This is a genomic window from Streptomyces sp. NPDC037126 (assembly GCF_055605965.1).
The window spans coordinates 695,772-712,239 of the sequence record NZ_JBVJTD010000002.1; the positions used below are offsets into that span (position 1 = coordinate 695,772).

General features: G+C 73.1%; 14 protein-coding genes. 11 read left to right on the forward strand and 3 right to left on the reverse strand.

Going from position 1 to position 16,468, the window contains the following annotated elements; genetic code table 11:
* Positions 1–23 precede the first annotated feature (23 nt).
* The 3 genes from ACZ7FF_RS08170 to ACZ7FF_RS08180 all read left to right on the forward strand — a co-directional run bounded on the left by ACZ7FF_RS08170 (position 24) and on the right by ACZ7FF_RS08180 (position 3,603).
* On the forward strand, positions 24–692 hold the full coding sequence (locus ACZ7FF_RS08170; RefSeq protein WP_470810437.1) for a helix-turn-helix transcriptional regulator: 669 nt from the start codon (positions 24–26) through the stop codon (positions 690–692).
* A 140-nt stretch (positions 693–832) separates the two neighbouring features.
* A complete protein-coding gene (locus ACZ7FF_RS08175) occupies positions 833–1,516 on the forward strand; it encodes a Pvc16 family protein (RefSeq protein ID WP_470810438.1) in 684 nt (227 codons plus the stop codon).
* Positions 1,517–1,629: 113 nt separating this feature from the next.
* Complete coding sequence (locus tag ACZ7FF_RS08180) at positions 1,630–3,603, forward strand: ATP-binding protein (protein WP_470810604.1); 1,974 nt, start codon at positions 1,630–1,632, stop codon at positions 3,601–3,603.
* A gap of 13 nt (positions 3,604–3,616) precedes the next feature.
* Here the strand turns inward: ACZ7FF_RS08180 and ACZ7FF_RS08185 are convergent, their stop codons facing one another.
* Both ACZ7FF_RS08185 and ACZ7FF_RS08190 read right to left on the reverse strand, forming a co-directional pair.
* On the reverse strand, positions 3,617–5,023 hold the full coding sequence (locus tag ACZ7FF_RS08185; protein ID WP_470810440.1) for an RICIN domain-containing protein: 1,407 nt from the start codon (positions 5,021–5,023) through the stop codon (positions 3,617–3,619).
* A gap of 68 nt (positions 5,024–5,091) precedes the next feature.
* A complete protein-coding gene (locus ACZ7FF_RS08190) occupies positions 5,092–6,726 on the reverse strand; it encodes an eCIS core domain-containing protein (protein WP_470810442.1) in 1,635 nt (544 codons plus the stop codon).
* Between the two features lie 254 nt (positions 6,727–6,980).
* Here ACZ7FF_RS08190 and ACZ7FF_RS08195 point away from each other — a divergent pair, with 254 nt between their 5' ends.
* The 4 genes from ACZ7FF_RS08195 (at position 6,981) to ACZ7FF_RS08210 (ending at position 9,730) form a co-directional block, all read left to right on the forward strand.
* A complete protein-coding gene (locus ACZ7FF_RS08195) occupies positions 6,981–8,564 on the forward strand; it encodes a phage tail sheath family protein (protein WP_470810444.1) in 1,584 nt (527 codons plus the stop codon).
* A 61-nt stretch (positions 8,565–8,625) separates the two neighbouring features.
* Complete coding sequence (locus ACZ7FF_RS08200) at positions 8,626–9,069, forward strand: phage tail protein (protein WP_470810446.1); 444 nt, start codon at positions 8,626–8,628, stop codon at positions 9,067–9,069.
* A complete protein-coding gene (locus ACZ7FF_RS08205; RefSeq protein ID WP_470810447.1) occupies positions 9,069–9,575 on the forward strand; it encodes a hypothetical protein in 507 nt (168 codons plus the stop codon). The genes ACZ7FF_RS08200 and ACZ7FF_RS08205 overlap by 1 nt, the downstream gene beginning before the upstream one ends.
* Positions 9,572–9,730: a DUF6760 family protein gene (locus ACZ7FF_RS08210; protein WP_470810449.1), complete on the forward strand. Its 159-nt coding sequence runs from the start codon at positions 9,572–9,574 to the stop codon at positions 9,728–9,730. The genes ACZ7FF_RS08205 and ACZ7FF_RS08210 overlap by 4 nt, the downstream gene beginning before the upstream one ends.
* Positions 9,731–11,985: 2,255 nt before the next feature.
* Here ACZ7FF_RS08210 and ACZ7FF_RS08215 read toward each other — a convergent pair.
* Positions 11,986–12,219 (reverse strand): hypothetical protein, encoded by a 234-nt coding sequence (locus ACZ7FF_RS08215; protein WP_470810451.1) that lies wholly within the window; start codon positions 12,217–12,219, stop codon positions 11,986–11,988.
* Positions 12,220–12,757: 538 nt separating this feature from the next.
* Between ACZ7FF_RS08215 and ACZ7FF_RS08220 the strand changes: the two genes are divergently transcribed.
* From ACZ7FF_RS08220 to ACZ7FF_RS08235, 4 genes are all read left to right on the forward strand, one after another.
* Complete coding sequence (locus ACZ7FF_RS08220; protein WP_470810452.1) at positions 12,758–13,291, forward strand: extensin; 534 nt, start codon at positions 12,758–12,760, stop codon at positions 13,289–13,291.
* A gap of 65 nt (positions 13,292–13,356) precedes the next feature.
* On the forward strand, positions 13,357–13,779 hold the full coding sequence (locus ACZ7FF_RS08225; RefSeq protein ID WP_470810454.1) for a phage tail protein: 423 nt from the start codon (positions 13,357–13,359) through the stop codon (positions 13,777–13,779).
* A gap of 23 nt (positions 13,780–13,802) precedes the next feature.
* A complete protein-coding gene (locus ACZ7FF_RS08230; RefSeq protein WP_470810456.1) occupies positions 13,803–14,522 on the forward strand; it encodes a CIS tube protein in 720 nt (239 codons plus the stop codon).
* Complete coding sequence (locus ACZ7FF_RS08235) at positions 14,522–16,444, forward strand: VgrG-related protein (protein ID WP_470810458.1); 1,923 nt, start codon at positions 14,522–14,524, stop codon at positions 16,442–16,444. Before ACZ7FF_RS08230 ends, ACZ7FF_RS08235 begins: the two co-directional genes overlap by 1 nt.
* Positions 16,445–16,468 lie beyond the last annotated feature (24 nt).

Consider the following 16,468-nt stretch of genomic DNA (forward strand, 5'->3'; position numbering starts at 1 on the left):
GCACGTGGACATGGGGGAATCGATTGCTCAGCTCACTGCGGACCCCGCACCCCGGCACGGCCGGCTCCGGGAAGCGGATACCGGTGGCGGTGCACGCCGCCGACCCGATCTCGCGGGAGGGCGCGCTCAGCCAGCTGCGCCGGTATCCGGAGATCGACCTGCGCGACGAGGCCGGCACCGGCCCGGGCACGGTTGCGCTGCTCCTCGACGACGCGCTCGACGAGGCGGGGCTGACCCGGTTGCGCCGGGTGGTGCGCAGCGAGGGCGCGCGGGCCGTGCTGGTGGTGGGCACCCTCAGGGAGTCCGAACTGCTCGACGTCATCGAGTGCGGGGTCGGTGCGATCGTGTGGCGCCGTGAGGCGACCGCGACCCGTCTGGTGCAGGCCGTGATCGCCGCGGCGCGCGGGGACGGTGACCTGCCCGCCGATTTGCTCGGCAGACTCATCAGCCAGGTGGGGACGATGCACCGCAGCACCACCGGCCGTCCTGGTGCGCCCGCGTCGGGCCTCACGGCACGCGAGGTCGATGTCCTGCGGCTGGTCGCCGAGGGACTCGACACCGGGGAGATCGCCGGCAAGCTGTCCTACTCCGAACGCACGGTCAAGAACGTCATGCACGGCCTGACGACACGACTCCATCTTCGCAATCGCGCACATGCTGTGGCCCATGCCCTCCGGGAAGGCTACATCTGACCGAACAGGCATGATCAACCGCCCCCTCGGGCAACCTCCGGTGCCCTCCGCACGTCCCCGGCGCGCCTGTCCGGCGGCCGGGCGGGGCGGGGACGATGGACGGCAGGCAGAACCGAGCACGGCAGGGCGGGAGCGCAAGGGTGATCCACGAGGTGGACGAGGTGCTCAAGCGCCTCCTCACCGGCGGCGCGCTCGCCGGCTCCGGTATCGACATCTCCTTCGACGCGCCGACCCGCGACTGGGCCGCCCGGCGCAACGCACCCGCGGTCAACGCCTATCTCTACGACATCCGCGAGGACGTCCAGCGCCGTCAGCGGGGGCACATGCCGGTGCGGGACGAACGCGACGCGATCGTGAAGCTCCGGCAGCCGCCGCGCTGGTTCCGGCTGTCGTACCTGGTGACGGCCTGGACGAAGCAGCCGCAGGACGAACACCGGCTGATCTCGGCGGTGCTGGCGACGCTGATCCCCAAGGAAGTGCTGCCCGCGAGCGAACTCCCCGGCTCGCTGGGCGCCCTGGGCATGTCGGTGCCGGTGTCGGTGGCGGGCATCCAGACCGAGTCGCGCTCGCTGGCCGAGATCTGGTCGGCGCTCGGCGGGGAACTGAAGCCGTCCCTCGACGTCGTGGTGACGGCGCCCTTCCCGGCCTACCCCGAGTACGACGCGGGTCCCCCGGTCACCGAGGGTGCCGCGATCCGCGTCCGCAACCTGGACGGCGCCCCGGAGGAGCCCGAGGAGCGCGCGCACCGGCCGCGACAGGTGGCGGCGGCCAAGGAGGCCCGCCGGGCGGCGGCCCGTGCCCGCGGGGCGGGGCCGGCACGGTGACGGCGGACACCACGGCGAACGCACCGGCGGCGCAGGAGACACCGGACGGCGACCGGGACCGCGGCGCGTCACACGCCGGCACCGGCGCGGCCGACGACGCGCACGCCGCCCGCATGCTCGGCCGTCTCGCCGTGCTGCGCGACCGGACCGCCGCGCTGGTGGCGCACCGGTCCGCCGAGGACCCCACGGCCGGGGACCCGTTGCGCGGGCTGTACCTCTCCGAGGAGGCGGTACGGCATCTGCTGCGCCCGGTGGAACAGGCGAACGCGTTCCGCACGGCGCGTGGCGGGACCGCCGAGGACCGGCTGGCGGCGCTGGCGGCCCGGCTCCGGCTGACCGAACTGGACGCCACCCTCCTGCTGATCGCCCTCGCCCCCGACGTCGACCGCGCCTTCGAGCCGCTGTACGGCTACCTCAACGACGACGTCAGCCGGCGCAGGGCCACCGTCGGCCTCGCCCTGGACCTGTGCGGCACACCGGCGCACGTGGCCGGCGCGCGGGCCCGCTTCCACCCGGCGGCGCCGCTGACCGAGCTCGGGCTGCTGACCGTCGAGGAGCCCGAACGTCCGTTCCTGGGCCGGTCGTTGCGGGTGCCCGACCGGCTGGTGGCCCATCTGCTCGGCGACGACTCCCCCGACGTGGCGCTGGCGGGACTGGTGCGGCCGATGTCCTACGAGGGCGACGCCCCGGACCACGGCGAGGACGACGGCGACGAGTTCGGCGCCTTCGTGCGCCGGCTGGCCACGCTGCTCGACGCCGGTCCGCCGCTCGCCGTGCACCTGCGGGAACGCCGGGAGGGCGACGGGCTGGCCTGCGTCGCGGCCGCGCTGCGTGCCTCGGGGCTGCCGGCCCTGCGCTTCTCCGGGCCCGCCGAACGCGTCCCTGACCTGCTGCGGGAGGCACGGCTGAGCGGCCGGGCCGTGGTGATCCGTGACCTTCCCGAACAACCGGCCGACCTGGTACGGGCGTTGACTGCCTCCCCGGACGTGCCGGTGCTGATCACCTCCCCGCGCCCCTACGACCCCCACTGGTCGGACCGCGACCCGCTGGTCCTGGAGGCGCCCGCGCACCGGGCGGGCGCGGTCGGGGCCTGGGCGCGGGCGCTGGGCGTCGAGGAGGACGAGCCCGGACTCGAACTGGCCGCGACCGTCGCCCCGTACCACCTGGCCGGTCACCGCATCGACCGCGCCGCGCGTGCCGCGCGGGCGCTCGCCGGGTTCGACGGCACCCCGCTCACCGCCGCCCACGTACGGCTGGCCGCGCGCCAGCAGTCGGCGTCCGGGCTCGAACGGCACGCACGCCGGATCAGGCCGGCCGTGGACTGGCGGGACCTGGTGCTGCCCGAGGCACCCCTGACGCAGCTGCGTGAACTCGCCCTGCGCGCCCGGCACCGCGACCGCGTCCTCGGCGACTGGCGGCTCAGTGCGGGCGGCGGCCGGGGCCGCGGGGTACTCGGCCTGTTCGCGGGCGAGTCCGGTACGGGCAAGACCTTGTCCGCGGAGGTGGTGGCCGCCGAACTCGGCCTGGACCTCTACGTGGTGCAGCTGTCGTCCGTGGTCGACAAGTACGTCGGCGAGACCGAGAAGAACCTCGAACGCATCTTCACCGAGGCCGACCGCACCGACGCGGTGCTCCTGTTCGACGAGGCCGACGCGGTGTTCGGCAGACGGTCGGAGGTGAAGGACTCGCACGACCGGTACGCCAACATGGAGAGCGCCTATCTGCTCCAGCGCCTGGAGTCCTTCGACGGCATCGCGCTGCTGACCACCAATCTGCGCGCCAACATCGACGAGGCCTTCACCCGCCGGCTGGACCTGGTGGTCGACTTCCCGTTCCCGGAGCCGGCCCAGCGGCTCGCGCTGTGGCGGCACGGGCTGTCCCACGTCCCGGCCGCCGACGGGGTGGAACTCATTTCCCTGGCCGAGCAGTTCGAGCTGGCGGGCGGTTCGATCCGCAGCGCCGTCGTGACCGCCGCGTACCTGGCCGCGGGCCGCGGTGAACCCGTCACCGCGGCCGATCTGCTGGAGGGCGCCCGGCGCGAGTACCGCAAGGCGGGACGCCTGGTGCCCGGCGAGGGCACCTGGTGACCGCGGGTGCCCGTCAGCCCTCGGAGGGGTGCACGACCTCCCACTCCTGGTCGTCCGTGTTGGTGCAGTTGAACAGGGTGAGGTTGGTGCCGTCGCCGCCCGTGCTGTCACCCGCGACGTCGAGGCACTTGTTGTCGCTGGCGTAGTTGCGGATCCAGTAGGCGCCGCTCGCCTGCTTGTCGATCCACCACAGCTGGTTGTCGGCGGTCGTGCCGTCGCAGGCGTACTCGGTGATGGGGCTCTGCAGGGGCGCGGCGCCGTAGTCCGGCAGGTCCATGCAGAGCTGGTCCTTGACGTTGCGGATCTGGAAGAGGGCGCTGCCGCCGGGACCCTGCTTGGGGTACTTCACCTCGAGGTTCCACAGCTGGTTGTCGTTCGAGGTCCCGTCACACGTGTACTCCTGCACGGGTCCGTTCGACGAGCCCTGGTCGTACCCGGGGATGTCCGCGCACTTCTTGGTGGTCGTGTTGCGCAGCAGGATGCTGCTGGCCGGGACGACCGGCTTGGGTCCCTTCTTCTTCGGCTGTACGTCCCCGCCGCCCCCGCCGTCCCCGCCACCACCGGGTGCCGGCTGCTGGGGCTGGGACGGGCTCGGTGGCGGCACGTTGGCGCTCAGCGACGGTGAGGGGGCCGGGGTCAGGGCGGTGCCGGCCTCGGCGACCTTCTCGTTGGCCCCTGTGTTGACGGCGGGTTTGTAGGCCATCCACAGCATGAGGAAGGTGAAGCCGAGGGCGAGCATGGCGCCGAAGAAGGTGGCGAGCCAGCGCGGCAGGAAGCCCCGCTGGATGTAGGTGCCCTCGACGGCCAGCGGGTCGGCACCCGAACGCTGCACGGCGAGGGTGTACGGCCGCTGCTGCTTGGGCCCGAACCAGATGATGCGACGCGGCTTGAGCGTGGTCCTGATGAAGGCCGCGCGGCCGGGTTCGATCTGGACGTTGGCGGGGTTCAGGTCGTAGGCGAGGTTGTCCCCGTTGTCGGATCCGTTCAACGACGCGGTGAGCCTGGTGTTGCCTAGGTTGTCGACGGCGAGCCGCGGCCTCCCCCGGAACCGCCCCTTCACGGTGACGGGCACGAGTTCGGCCCGTACCTCCGTGAAGGGGGTGATCGTCAGGTTCCCCTCCGGCACGGTGGTGGCCTCGGGGTGCTCGGTGGGCGTGATACGGACGGCGTACGGGTTCGGTCCCGCGGTGGCGTCGGGGGTGCGGGGCGGGGCGAAGGTCAGCTCGACGGTTCCGGTCGTGCCTGGATAGAGCCGTAGGGAGGGTGGCTCGACCGTCGTCCAGGGGGCCACCGGGCCCACCGGTTCGAAACGGTACTCGTCGACGACGTCGCCGGTGTTGCGCAGCCGCAGCCGCACGCGGGTGCTGCTGCCGGGGTCGACGGTCGCGGAGGCGGGTTCGAGAGAGGTCCACAGGCTCACACGCCGACGCTAGCCGCAGGACTTCGCGGGCACACGGGCCGCTGGGGCACAGCCTGCTGCCCGAGATGTCAGACGGTGGTGTCCATCGGTTCCGACTGCTCGTGGTCGCTGGAGGGGGCCGACGAGTCGGAGGAGGTGTCCGCCTCCCAGTCGACGGTGTGCTTCTCGTCGCAGACGACGGAGACGAAGGTACCGCCCGCGGCGATGATCGCGTTGTGCATGCGGGTGGCCAGCTGCGTCGCGTGCTCGACCGTGTAGTCCGCGAACTCGGCGTTCGCGGAGGCGCTCGCCCAGGCCGGCCCGGGATGGCGGCCCGAGCCCTGGTAGATGTCCAGGAAGCAGCTGACGCAGGGGCGTTTGATGCCGGCGAGGTCGTGGTGTCCGATGCTGCCCTCGGGGGCGGCATCCTTGATGGTGCGCTCGGCGTGCTTGCCCTCCGTCGTCGGGACCGGCACCTCCAGCGTCCCGGACAGGGCCCGTACGATGGGCCAGAAGTCCTGGTGGTGCACCTCCTCCTCGGCCTCCTTCGCGAGCAGTGCGCGCAGTTTCTTCTCGTGCCGCTTCTCGCGCGGGCTGTTCGGGACCATCTTCTCCAGCAGGCCGGTCAGATAGGTCGCGGCGGCGTCCTCACCCGCCTCGCCGCGCACGATGGCGTTCACCCGGGTGTGGTTGCTGGAGACGTACAGCTTGAACGTCTCCTCCTCCTCTTCCCGCATCGTGGCCATGCCGGCCTGCACCTCCGTGGGCTTGTGACCGGATTTGATCAGGCAGCGGTTGACGACCGTGGAGATCCAGCGCAGCACCTGCTTGGTGCGGTCGCCGTCGTAGCTGCGCTTGCCCATGACGTTGGCCGAGCCGCCGTAGAACCTCGCCGCCTGCTTGGGGTCGACGACGGCTCCCTCCTGCCCTTCCTGCGGGGCCTGCGGCAGGTGCAGGGTGAGGCTCTGGTTCGCCCCGTGGCGTTCCCAGCCCAGCGCGATCAGGGCGTCCTTGACCGCTTCGGCCGGCGAGGGCCCCTTCGCCTTGGCCTTGCCGCGCCCCTTGTTCTTGGTGACCCGGCCGCTGCCGGTCGCGGGGGCGCGCTGGACGACGGCGCCGACGCGGCCCGTGGCACCGGCGGCCTCCCCCGACGCGGCCCGCTGCACGGCCGGCGCCGGTCCGCTCATCACGCTGCGGGCGACGTCCCGCGCCTCGACCTCCGCCCAGTCGTCGTAGTCGGAGATCCGCAGGCCGGAGCCGTTGTCCGTACCCGGCACGTCACCCCTCGCCTGCTGGCGGGTGTGATGCAGCTCCTCGGCGAGCACGGTCTTGTCCCGGCCGTCCCAGACGATGTGCGTGCCCGAGGCGTACGCGGCCGCCCCGATCTGCGCCGCCGAGTCCAGCGCCGCCCGGTCCGTGTGCTGCCGGATGCCGCTGAAGTCCTCGCCGTCGAACCGGCTCTCCATCTCCTGCCTGAGCGGCTCGGCCAACGGCTGCCCCGGCAGGCTCAGTACGTCGTGCACGGCCGACCGCTGCACCGACGGGCCGTGCCCGCAGTGCGCATCGTGCACATGCCGGTCCTCCGCCACGGCACGGGCCACGGCGGCATTGCCCGCCGCCCGCTGGAGTGCCAGGATCCGCTGCGCGGGCGTGCTCGGCGCCGCCGCGGGACGGGGCCCCTCCCGTCCGCTGTCCCGCTCGTCCCTCGTCCCCTGTGCGCGCACGGCACTTCCCTTCGCCTCCGGCCGGCTGACCCTCCAGCCCTACCGGAACCCGGCGGCCGGCGGGATGTCCGAAAGGGCAGGACCAGGGGCAGGACCAGGGGCAGGACCCGCGGCGCCGGGGACGACGGGCCGAGCGGACTGTCCGCGGGGGCATGTGGTTGCCCCCGCCACGGCACCGAAGGCCGTTCCGGCGGGCGCGCTGTGGGCGGGAAGGTGTGAAGCGTTCCTGTCTCGTACCCCGAGGAGAGCCTGGCATGCCGTCCTACCTGTCGCCCGGCGTCTATGTCGAGGAGGTGGCCAGCGGCTCGCGCCCGATCGAGGGAGTGGGCACTTCGGTGGCGGCCTTCGTCGGACTTGCGCCGAGCGGACCGCTGAACGAACCGACCCTGGTGACCAACTGGACGCAGTACGTCGCGACGTTCGGTGAGTTCACCGACGGGTACTACCTCGCGCACTCCGTCTACGGCTTCTTCAACAACGGCGGCTCGGCCGCCTACGTCGTCCGCGTCGGAGGCGCCCCGGACGGGGCCGGCGCCGACGCCGCCTCCCCGGCGGCCGTGGGCGGTCCCGCGACACCGGCCGCGCTGCCCGCCGGTGAGGCCCGGCAGCTCGGCACCTTCAGTGTCAGCGCGGTGGCCCCCGGCGACCTGGCCGTCGAGGTCGCCGACCCGGAGGGCGAGGGACCGGCCGAACGCTTCAGGCTGCTCGTCAAGGACGGCGGCAAGACCGTCGAAACCTTCGACGTGACCGCCAAGAAGGGCGGCCGCAACTACGTCGTCACCCAGGTCAAGGAGCGTTCCAGGCTCATCACCGTGACCGAGGCCGCGCCCGCCGCGCAGCTGGCCCGTCCGGAGAACCAGACGGTGGCCCTCGCGGCCCCCGCCCCTGCCCCGGCGTCCGCTCCCCCCGTAGCGGACGCCGGTTCCCACCCCGGGCCGGCCGAGTACCTCGGCGACTCCGCGGACCGTACCGGCTTCGGCGGTCTGGAGGCCGTCGACGAGGTCTCGATGGTCGCGGTGCCCGACCTGATGGCCGCCTACCAGCGCGGTGCCATCGACCTCGAGTCCGTCAAGGCCGTGCAGCTGGGCCTGATCGCGCACTGCGAGCTGATGGGCGACCGTGTCGCCGTCATCGACCCGCCGCCCGGCATGAACGCCCGTCAGATCCGGGTGTGGCGGCAGGAGACGGCCGGTTACGACTCCAAGTACGCAGCCCTGTACTACCCCTGGATCAAGGCCTTCGACCCGGGGACCGGCCAGACGCGGATGGTGCCGCCGTCCGGCCACATCGCCGGCGTCTGGGCCCGCAGCGACTCCGAGCGCGGTGTGCACAAGGCGCCCGCCAACGAGGTCGTACGCGGCGCCGTGGACCTGGAGTACCAGGTCACCCGGGGTGAGCAGGACCTGCTCAACCCCATCGGGGTCAACTGCATCCGCGCCTTCCCGGGCCGCGGCGTACGGGTGTGGGGCGCGCGGACGCTGTCCTCCGACCCGGCGTGGCGCTACCTGAACATCCGCCGGTACTTCAACTACCTGGAGGAGTCCATCCTCATCGGCACCCAGTGGGTGGTGTTCGAGCCGAACGACCACAACCTGTGGGCCCGCATCCGGCGCAACATCTCCGCGTTCCTGGTCAACGAGTGGCGCAGCGGCGCCCTGTTCGGGCAGCGGCCGGAGGACGCGTACTACGTCAAGTGCGACGAGGAGACCAACCCGCCGGAGTCGGTGGACGTCGGCCGGGTCATCTGCGAGATCGGCATCGCGCCGGTCAAGCCCGCCGAGTTCGTGATCTTCCGCCTGGCCCAGTTCTCCAGCGGCAGCGGGGAGCTGGAGGAATAGCAGCCGGCCCCGAGCTCCTCCGGCACCACCCCGTCAACACCCTTAGAAGGACAGCGAATCCATGAGTCTCCAGCCGGGTGACAGCCTCACATCGCACAATTTCGGCCTGCAGATCGACGGTGTCATGGTCGAGTACCTCGCCGAGGTCAGCGGCCTGTCGATGGAGCAGGACGTCATCACGTACACGCAGAACAGCCAGAACGGCCAGAACTCGGTCAAGAACCTGCCGGGTACGAAGAAGAACGGGTCCTGCACGGTCGTCCGCGGTATGACCCAGTCCGACTCGTTCACCCAGTGGATCAACGAGTCCATCGCGGGCCAGATGTCCACCGCCCGCAAGAACGCCACGATCATCATGATGGACTACATGAGCAACCCGGTGAAGCGGTACAACCTGCGCAACGCCTGGTGCAGCAAGATCGACGCGAGCAGCGTGAAGGCGGGCGAGGCCACCGCGCTCACCGAGACCGTGACCATCGTGTTCGAAGAACTGGTCATCGAGTAATGCGTCGTTCGGCTGCCAGGGCGGGGGCCGCCACCACGTTCCCCGGTGCGGACGCCACGGCGCCCGCACCGGAGGCGCCCGCGGCGGCGGCCCCCGCCGCCCCCGCCGCGGACCAGCAGCCCTACCAGCAACAGCAGTTGCGGACGGAGTTCCCGTTCCAGCTGCCGCGCGGGTACGTCGACGAGCAGGGCACCGTCCACCGGGACGGCACCATGCGCCTTTCGACGGCCCGCGACGAGCTGATCCCGCTGCGGGACGTGCGCGTCCAGGAGAACCCGGCGTACCTGTCGGTGGTGCTGCTGGGCCGGGTGATCTCCCGGCTCGGCACGCTGCCGATGGTCCACGACGGGATCGTGGAGAACATGTTCGCCTCCGACCTGGCGTTCCTGCAGGACTTCTACCGCCAGATCAACGCGGAGGGCCACACCCGCGCCGCGGTGCAGTGCCCGCACTGCTCCGAGCCCTTCGAGGTGGAACTCGGCGGGAGCCGCCTGGGGGAATCGTGACGTACGCGACCGACCGGCTGCACGAAGAGATCGCGTACGTCGCCTACCACTTCCACTGGAGCCTCGACGACATCCTGGACCTGGAACACCACGACCGGCGCCGCTACGCGAACGAGATCGCGTCCATGGTGACGCGGGCGGAAGCGGGGGGCTGAGGCGTGGCATTCCTGGATCGGTTGCGGGGACGTGCGGCGTCCGCGGGGCCGGCGGACGAGACGGATTCGACGGATTCGACCGTGCCGGCGGACGGGATCGGGCCGGCGGACGCTGCGGGTACGGCCGTCGTCGGGAACGGTGCGGATACGGGGCGGGCCGCGGTGGCCGCATGGCCGGGGCTGCCGCCGATCCAGCGTGCCCTCGCGCCGCGTACGGCGACGGGTGGAGCGGCCGTCGCGGACGCGGGGTTCGCCGGGCGCCTGCCGACCTGGCAGGACCCGTCGTTCGTGAGCTCCCGTTCGCACGCGGTCCTCGACGGGACGGCGGGCGGCATGCTCGGCGGCTCCCTCGCGGCGTCGGCGGCTCCCCGTACGGGTCTCGAAGGTCCCTCCGGCGCACTGCCGTTGGGGCCCGCACCCGGCACGGCTCCGAGCACGGGTCCGCAGGCACCGTCGGTACAACGGCTGCCCGTGGTGCCGCTGCGGTCGGTTTCCCCGAACGGGCCCGGCGCGAGGCCGTCCACGGTGGCTGGGTCTGCCGTGGGTGGATCTGCCGTGGCTCGATCTGCCGCGGGTGGATCCGCGTCTGGTGGGTCCGCTTCAGGTGGGTCGGCTGTGGCCCGGTCCGCGCCGGGTGGACCGGCGGTGACCGGTTCCGGACGGTCGAGCGGGCGGGCCGGAACGCCGGCCGCGGCCGACCGGGGATCGGGTGCGCCTGTCGTGCAGACCTCGCCGGTGATCGGCGGGGGTGGCCGCGGGGGCCGGACGGCTCCGCAGGCGCCGCCCGCCGGTTCCGCAGCCACTTCAACGACCGCCTCTGCGGCGGCCGGTACGGCTTCCGGGGCGGTGTCCATGGCCCCGGCAGGCGGAACGGGTGTTCCCATCACACCGGTCGTAGCGGTGCAGCGGGTGCCGGCCGCCTCAGTCGGCGTCCCGGTCGCGCGTCCGGCTCGCGGTGTCCAGGTGACAGCGGCGACCGCCGGGACGTCCCGGCCGCCGGCCCTGACACGGGCTCCGGCCGCGCCGACGACCGCGCGTCACAGGGTGCTGCCGGCCGCACCGGCGGACACCACGGCCTCCGGTGCGCACACCCCGAGCCGCACGGACGCCGGGTCCCACTGGGCCGGGTCGTCAACGGGCGCCGGGCCGACGGGAGTCGGGCGGACCGGCTCCCCCGCCGTGCTCCCCGGTTCCGGTACGACGGGAACCGCCGACCTCCCGGTGCAGCGGGCCGCCGCCACGCCCCGTACCGCGCCGGGCCCGGGAGGCGAGCGGAAGTCCGCCGCCGTCCGGTCCGCGGATCACTCGACGGACAACGCCCCCTCGGGCACGCCCGCCGGACCACCACCGGCGACGTCGACCGGCACGATCGCCGGCCAAACACCCCTCCAGCGCCCGGCCGTCGGCCCCGGGCGCCCATCGGCGTCCGGCCCCGACCGTACGGCGCCCACCCAAGGCGACGGCCGTACCGCGCCCGCGTCCACCGCCGGCGCCGGACAGGCTCCCTCCGCCCCCGCGTCCTTGCCGATCCAGACCGCCCGCGCCCTGCCGACCCCCGTCGACACCGGACACACACCCCCGCCGTCCGCGTCCACGCCCGAATCCACCACCGGCACCGGACACGCACCCTCCGCCTCCGCCCTGCCGACCCCCGACCACACCGGACACACACCCCCGCCGCCCCCGACCGCGACCACGCCCGGGCCCACCACGAGCGCCAAGCAAGTGCCCTCCACCCCTGCGGCGTTGCCGATCCAGACCGCCCGCGCCCTGCCGACCCCCGTCGACACCGGACACACACCCGCGCCGCCCCCGACCGCAACCACGTCCGAGTCCGCCGCCGGCGCCGGTTCCCGATCCCCCGGCGGGCAGGGCTCGGGGTCCGCTCCGGCATCGCCCACCGGCGAGGGTCCCGCGGTCCCGGCGGGTCGGCCTGCGCGCAACGCGACTCCGTCCGGCGCACGGCGTCCGGTCAAGGAGGTGCAGCGGGCGGCGCTGCCCGGCACCGGGAGCACCACCGCCGCCACGCCCGCCGGCCCCGGGTCGCCGGTGTCCCACGTCCGAAGTGATGAGCCCCGTACGCCGATCACCGGCCCCGGCACGCAGGACACGGTTCCTCGTGCTCAGGTCGCGGGATCCGGGCCGCAGAACTCCGATTCCCGTGCGTCCGCGGCCGGTTCCCCCCGGCACGGAGCCGATACACCCGGCGTGACGCCCGCTCCGGAGTCCACCGCGCCGAAACCGGCGGTGTCCCTTCAGCGGTCGGCCACGGCGAACGCCGCGAGTGCCCCGCTGCCCATCCAGCGGGCGGCAGCGGCGCCGTCCTCGGCGACGCGGACGGACGACCCGGCTCGCTCGCCCGCCTCGGCCACGACCTCGGCGGAGCCGTCCGGCACGGCCGTCACCACCCCACCCCCCTCGGGCTTCCCGGCGCCCCCCGACCGGCGCGCGACCGGCGCTCCCACCAGGCCCGCGCCTGCCACGAGCACCGGACCCTCCGTCCAGCGCACCCCCTCTGCGACACCGCACCGGCTGGGTCTCGGCGCGCCCCTGTCGCCGTCCGCCGGGCCTCCGGCGCCGGGTCCCGGCACGGACACCGGCCGGCCGACCGCCGCCCCCGCGTCAGGCGCGCGCGGGGGCGAGACGCGTCCCCCGGCCCCGAACAGGCCCGATACGCCCCGGCGCACCTCCCCCCTCGCCGCTCCTCTCGCCGCCGTACCGGCGGACTCCGTGCCCCTGGGGAGCGGTCCCTCCACTCCCACGATCCAGCGCCACGCCGGGCCGAAGTCCCCAGCGGCCGCTCCCCCGCCCACCCCGCCGGCCGAGCCGCCGTCCTCCTACTCGTCGCTCCCCGTCCCGCCGCCCGCGCCCCCGGCACACCCTTCGTCATCCCCTGCACCGCCCTTCCCGGCGCAGAGCACACCCCCGGCGACCACTCCCGTACCGCCCCTCCCGGTGCAGCGCGCCACGCCCCCGGCCGCCGCTCGCCCAGCGGCTGTCTCGTCGGCCCGTGCCGAGGCGGTCCCGTTGGACCGCTCCGCCCCGGCCGCCGTCGGCTCCCCGCTCGCCCTGGCACGACTGGCCCCGCCCCGGACGGACGCCCCGCCCGCACCGTCGCTCCCGGTCGTCCAGCGCACCCCCGCAGCCTTCCGGGCCACCGGTGCGCTCGCCGCGTCGGCCGCCGCCACGGTCGCGTCGACCCTGGGCCGGATGCGTCCCGGCCGGAGCGAGACCACCGCCGCCTCCGGCGGCACGCCGGCCGTCACCGCGGCCCACGATGCGCCGCCCCCCTACTCGCCGAACCCCGCGGGCGGCGCCCCGCCCCCCTACTCGGCGATCCAGGCCGGCGGCGCCCCGCCCCCGTACTCCCCGAGCCCCCTCGGCGGCGCGCCGCCCGAGTACTCGGCGGTCCAGGGGAACGGGTTCGACCCCAGGGCGCTCACCGACTTCCAGCTCGACGAGCTGGTGCACCGGATCATCGGGCGCATCACCCGCCTGATCCGTGCCGAACTGCGCCTGGACCGCGAGCGGATCGGCAGACTCCGCGATCCCAGGCACTGACGGCCGGGACACCGGGCGAGAAGACAGCTCACCGAAGACGACGTTCGAGAAAGGCCCCGCCTCTGATGGTCCAAAAGGATCCGGGCTCCACCATCTGGTTCACCCTCAGCATCGACGGCGAGAGCCTCGGCTACTTCAACGGCTGCGAGGGGCTGTCGTCGCAGGTGGAGATCGAGCACCGCCAGGAGGGCGGGAACAACGGGTTCGTGTGGCAGCTGCCGACGCGCGTCACGTTCTCCACGATCCGGCTGACCCGGCCGCTCACCCCGGACACCACCAAGGTCGCCAAGTGGATCTCCTCCGTGCAGACGGGGATCAAGCGGCCCACCGCGCAGATCAGGGCGCTGCGGGCGGACGGGTCCGAGGTGGCCAGCTGGGGGCTGATCGACGTGCTGCCGGTCAGCTGGCAGGGCCCCTCCCTCGACCCGGCCAGCCCGGCCGTCGCCACCGAGGTCCTGGAGATCACCCACCACGGCTTCACGGACTGACCGGACAAGGAGAACCCCACGACATGCCCACCAGCAAGGGCGCCGGCAGCAGCCTCGTGCGTGCCAGTCTGGCGATCCACCAACCCCCGCTCGGTGGCGGCACCACCCCCGGCGGCCTCATCAGGACGTTCGACTTCGACTTCAACCCGTCGCAGGTGGAGATGAGCCGCCGCGCCCAGTGGAAGGTCACCCCCGTCCAGCTCGAACGGGATGGTGCCACACCGCAGTTCATGGGTGTGGAGCCGATGGAGATGAGTCTGGAGATCTTCCTGGACTCCTCCGACCGGCCGACCGAGAACACCGTGCTGAAGAACGTCGAGTCGCTGCTCGAGTGCCTGGAGGTGACGGAGGCGTCCATCGACGCGAACAAGCCGTCGCCGCCGTGGGTGGTCCTCCAGTGGGGTTCGTTCTCCACCGCGCGCTTCACGGCGTACGTGTCCTCCATGTCCACGTCGTACCTCCTGTTCGGGACGAGCGGTGTGCCCATCCGGGCCAGCTGCCGGCTGCAGCTCAACGAGATACCGAGCCGGACCAGGAACCAGAACCCGACCTCGGGCGCGCTGAACGCGCAGCGCGTGCACCGGGTCGTCGCCGGGGACTCCCTGCAGTCGCTGGCCTGGCGGGAGTACGGCGACGCGACCGCGTGGCGGGCCATCGCGGAGGCCAACGACATCGACGACCCGGCCCGGCTGCCCTCGGGCACCGAACTGCTGCTGCCCGCGGCCGAGGAGGTGCTGCGCTGATGGTCCGTCAGGCGACGTCCGCCGTCATGCAGGTCCGCATCGGCGGCGGGAAGCTGCCCGCCGACGCGGTGCACGCGCTCGTCGACGGCTGGGTCGACCAGGGCGCCGGCGTCCCCGCCGCCTTCCAGCTGACGTTCCGGGACCCGTACCGGATCATGATCAGCCGGCTGGGCGCCACCTTCGGCACCCCGGTCACCATCGCCACCGTGGCCGACGGACAGGGCGCCGGGGACACGCTGCTGACCGGCGAGATCACCGGTTTCGAGGCCGACTACGACGGCACGGGCACGTTCACGGTCGTCCGGGGCTACGACTTCGGGCACCGGCTGATGCGCCGGCGCCGGGTGGCCGCGTACACGAACCAGTCCGCCTCCGACATCGCCGCTGGGCTGGCCGCGCTGGACGGGGTTCCGATCGGCCGGATCCAGCCGACGAAGACCGTGTACGACTTCATCAGCCAGTCCAACGTCACCGACTGGGAGTTCCTCGCGCGGCTCGCCGACGAGAACGAGATGGTCATGTCCATCGACGCCAAGGGCTTGTTCCGGTTCGTCGAGCCGAAGCCCGCCTCGGGGGCGCCCTCGCCGCGGACCGACGGCGACAAGAGCCCGCTGGTCCTCCAGGCGGGGCACGACATCCTGCGGCTGCGGGCCGCGGTGTCCGCCGCCGACCAGGTGGGCGAGGTGGAGGCGCGTGGCTGGGACGTCATGCAGAAGAAGGAGCTCAGCTCGGTCTCGCCCGCCACCGCCAACCCGGGCTTCGACATCGGCAGCACGCCCGGCCGGGCCGCCGCGGCCTTCAAGCCGGGCAGGCTGGTGGAGACGTCGATCCCCTACGACAGGTCGACCGAGGTGAAGTTCGCCTCCGACGCCCTCGCCGACGACGTCACCGGCTCCTTCGCGGAGGTCGAGGTCGTGGCGTGGGGGAACCCGAAGCTGCGGCCCGGCGTGCCGGTGGCGCTCTCGGACACCGGCGCGCCCTTCGAGGGCAAGTACACGGTCACGTCCGTACGGCACTCCTTCGGCGACGGCAGGCACTACGAGGCCTTGGTGACCGTCAGCGGACGGCAGTGGCGTTCGCTGTTCGGGCTCTCCTCCGGCGGGGGCGGCACGGGCTCCGGTGCCGGCACCGGCTCCAGGCTGCCGAGCGTGGCCAACGCGCTGGTCACGGACGTGAACGACCCGCTCAAGCAGGGCCGGGTCAAGCTGCGGTTCCCGTGGCTGGACGACACCTACGTCAGCGACTGGACGCGGACGGTGCAGATGGGCGGCCAACGCGGCGGCGGGGTGTTCCCCTTCGACGTGGACGACGAGGTGCTCGTCGCCTTCGACCGGGGCGCCCTCGACCACCCGTTCGTCGTCGGCGGCCTCTACAACGGCAAGGACCGGCCCACCGAGGTGCCCGAACCGCTGCACGACGCGACGAAGAAGCGGGCCGTCCGGCACACCATCTCCGACCGGGACGCCAACCGGCTGGACCTGCTCAGCCAGACGAACGGCACCCGCAAGAGGGGTGTCCGGCTGTCCACCGGCGACGACAGGCTGGTCATCAACATGGACCGGACGAAGACCGAGATCACCGTGGACAGCAGCGGCTCGGTCACGATCAAGGGCAACCGTTCCGTGACCGTCCAGGCCGGCACCGACCTCACGCTGAGCGCCCGGCGCAATCTGACCATCAAGAGCGGCGGCTCCGTCAGCATCGAGGGCGCCGGAATGGTCAACGTGAAGGCGGCGGGCGAGATCTCGCTGAGCGCGCTGGGCGCGCTGGCCATGAACGCCGTGGGCCTCGCCTCTCTCAGCGGCGAGGGCTCGGTGCAGATCAGCTCGATCGCCAACACCACGATCAAGGCCGCGTCCACGCTGGTCGGGACCGAGGCGTTCCTCGTCAGCACCATCCCCGTGATCGCGCCGATCCCGTGAGGGGCGGCGACCGCAGTGTCCGTG

What these genes read in the sequence shown, in the direction of transcription:
- ACZ7FF_RS08200 (WP_470810446.1), top strand. Translation starts at nt 8,626, where the DNA reads ATGAGTCTCCAGCCGGGTGACAGCCTCACATCGCACAATTTCGGCCTG.
- ACZ7FF_RS08195 (WP_470810444.1), top strand. Translation starts at nt 6,981, where the DNA reads ATGCCGTCCTACCTGTCGCCCGGCGTCTATGTCGAGGAGGTGGCCAGC.
- ACZ7FF_RS08230 (WP_470810456.1), top strand. Translation starts at nt 13,803, where the DNA reads ATGCCCACCAGCAAGGGCGCCGGCAGCAGCCTCGTGCGTGCCAGTCTG.
- ACZ7FF_RS08235 (WP_470810458.1), top strand. Translation starts at nt 14,522, where the DNA reads ATGGTCCGTCAGGCGACGTCCGCCGTCATGCAGGTCCGCATCGGCGGC.
- ACZ7FF_RS08225 (WP_470810454.1), top strand. Translation starts at nt 13,357, where the DNA reads ATGGTCCAAAAGGATCCGGGCTCCACCATCTGGTTCACCCTCAGCATC.
- ACZ7FF_RS08180 (WP_470810604.1), top strand. Translation starts at nt 1,630, where the DNA reads ATGCTCGGCCGTCTCGCCGTGCTGCGCGACCGGACCGCCGCGCTGGTG.
- ACZ7FF_RS08205 (WP_470810447.1), top strand. Translation starts at nt 9,069, where the DNA reads ATGCGTCGTTCGGCTGCCAGGGCGGGGGCCGCCACCACGTTCCCCGGT.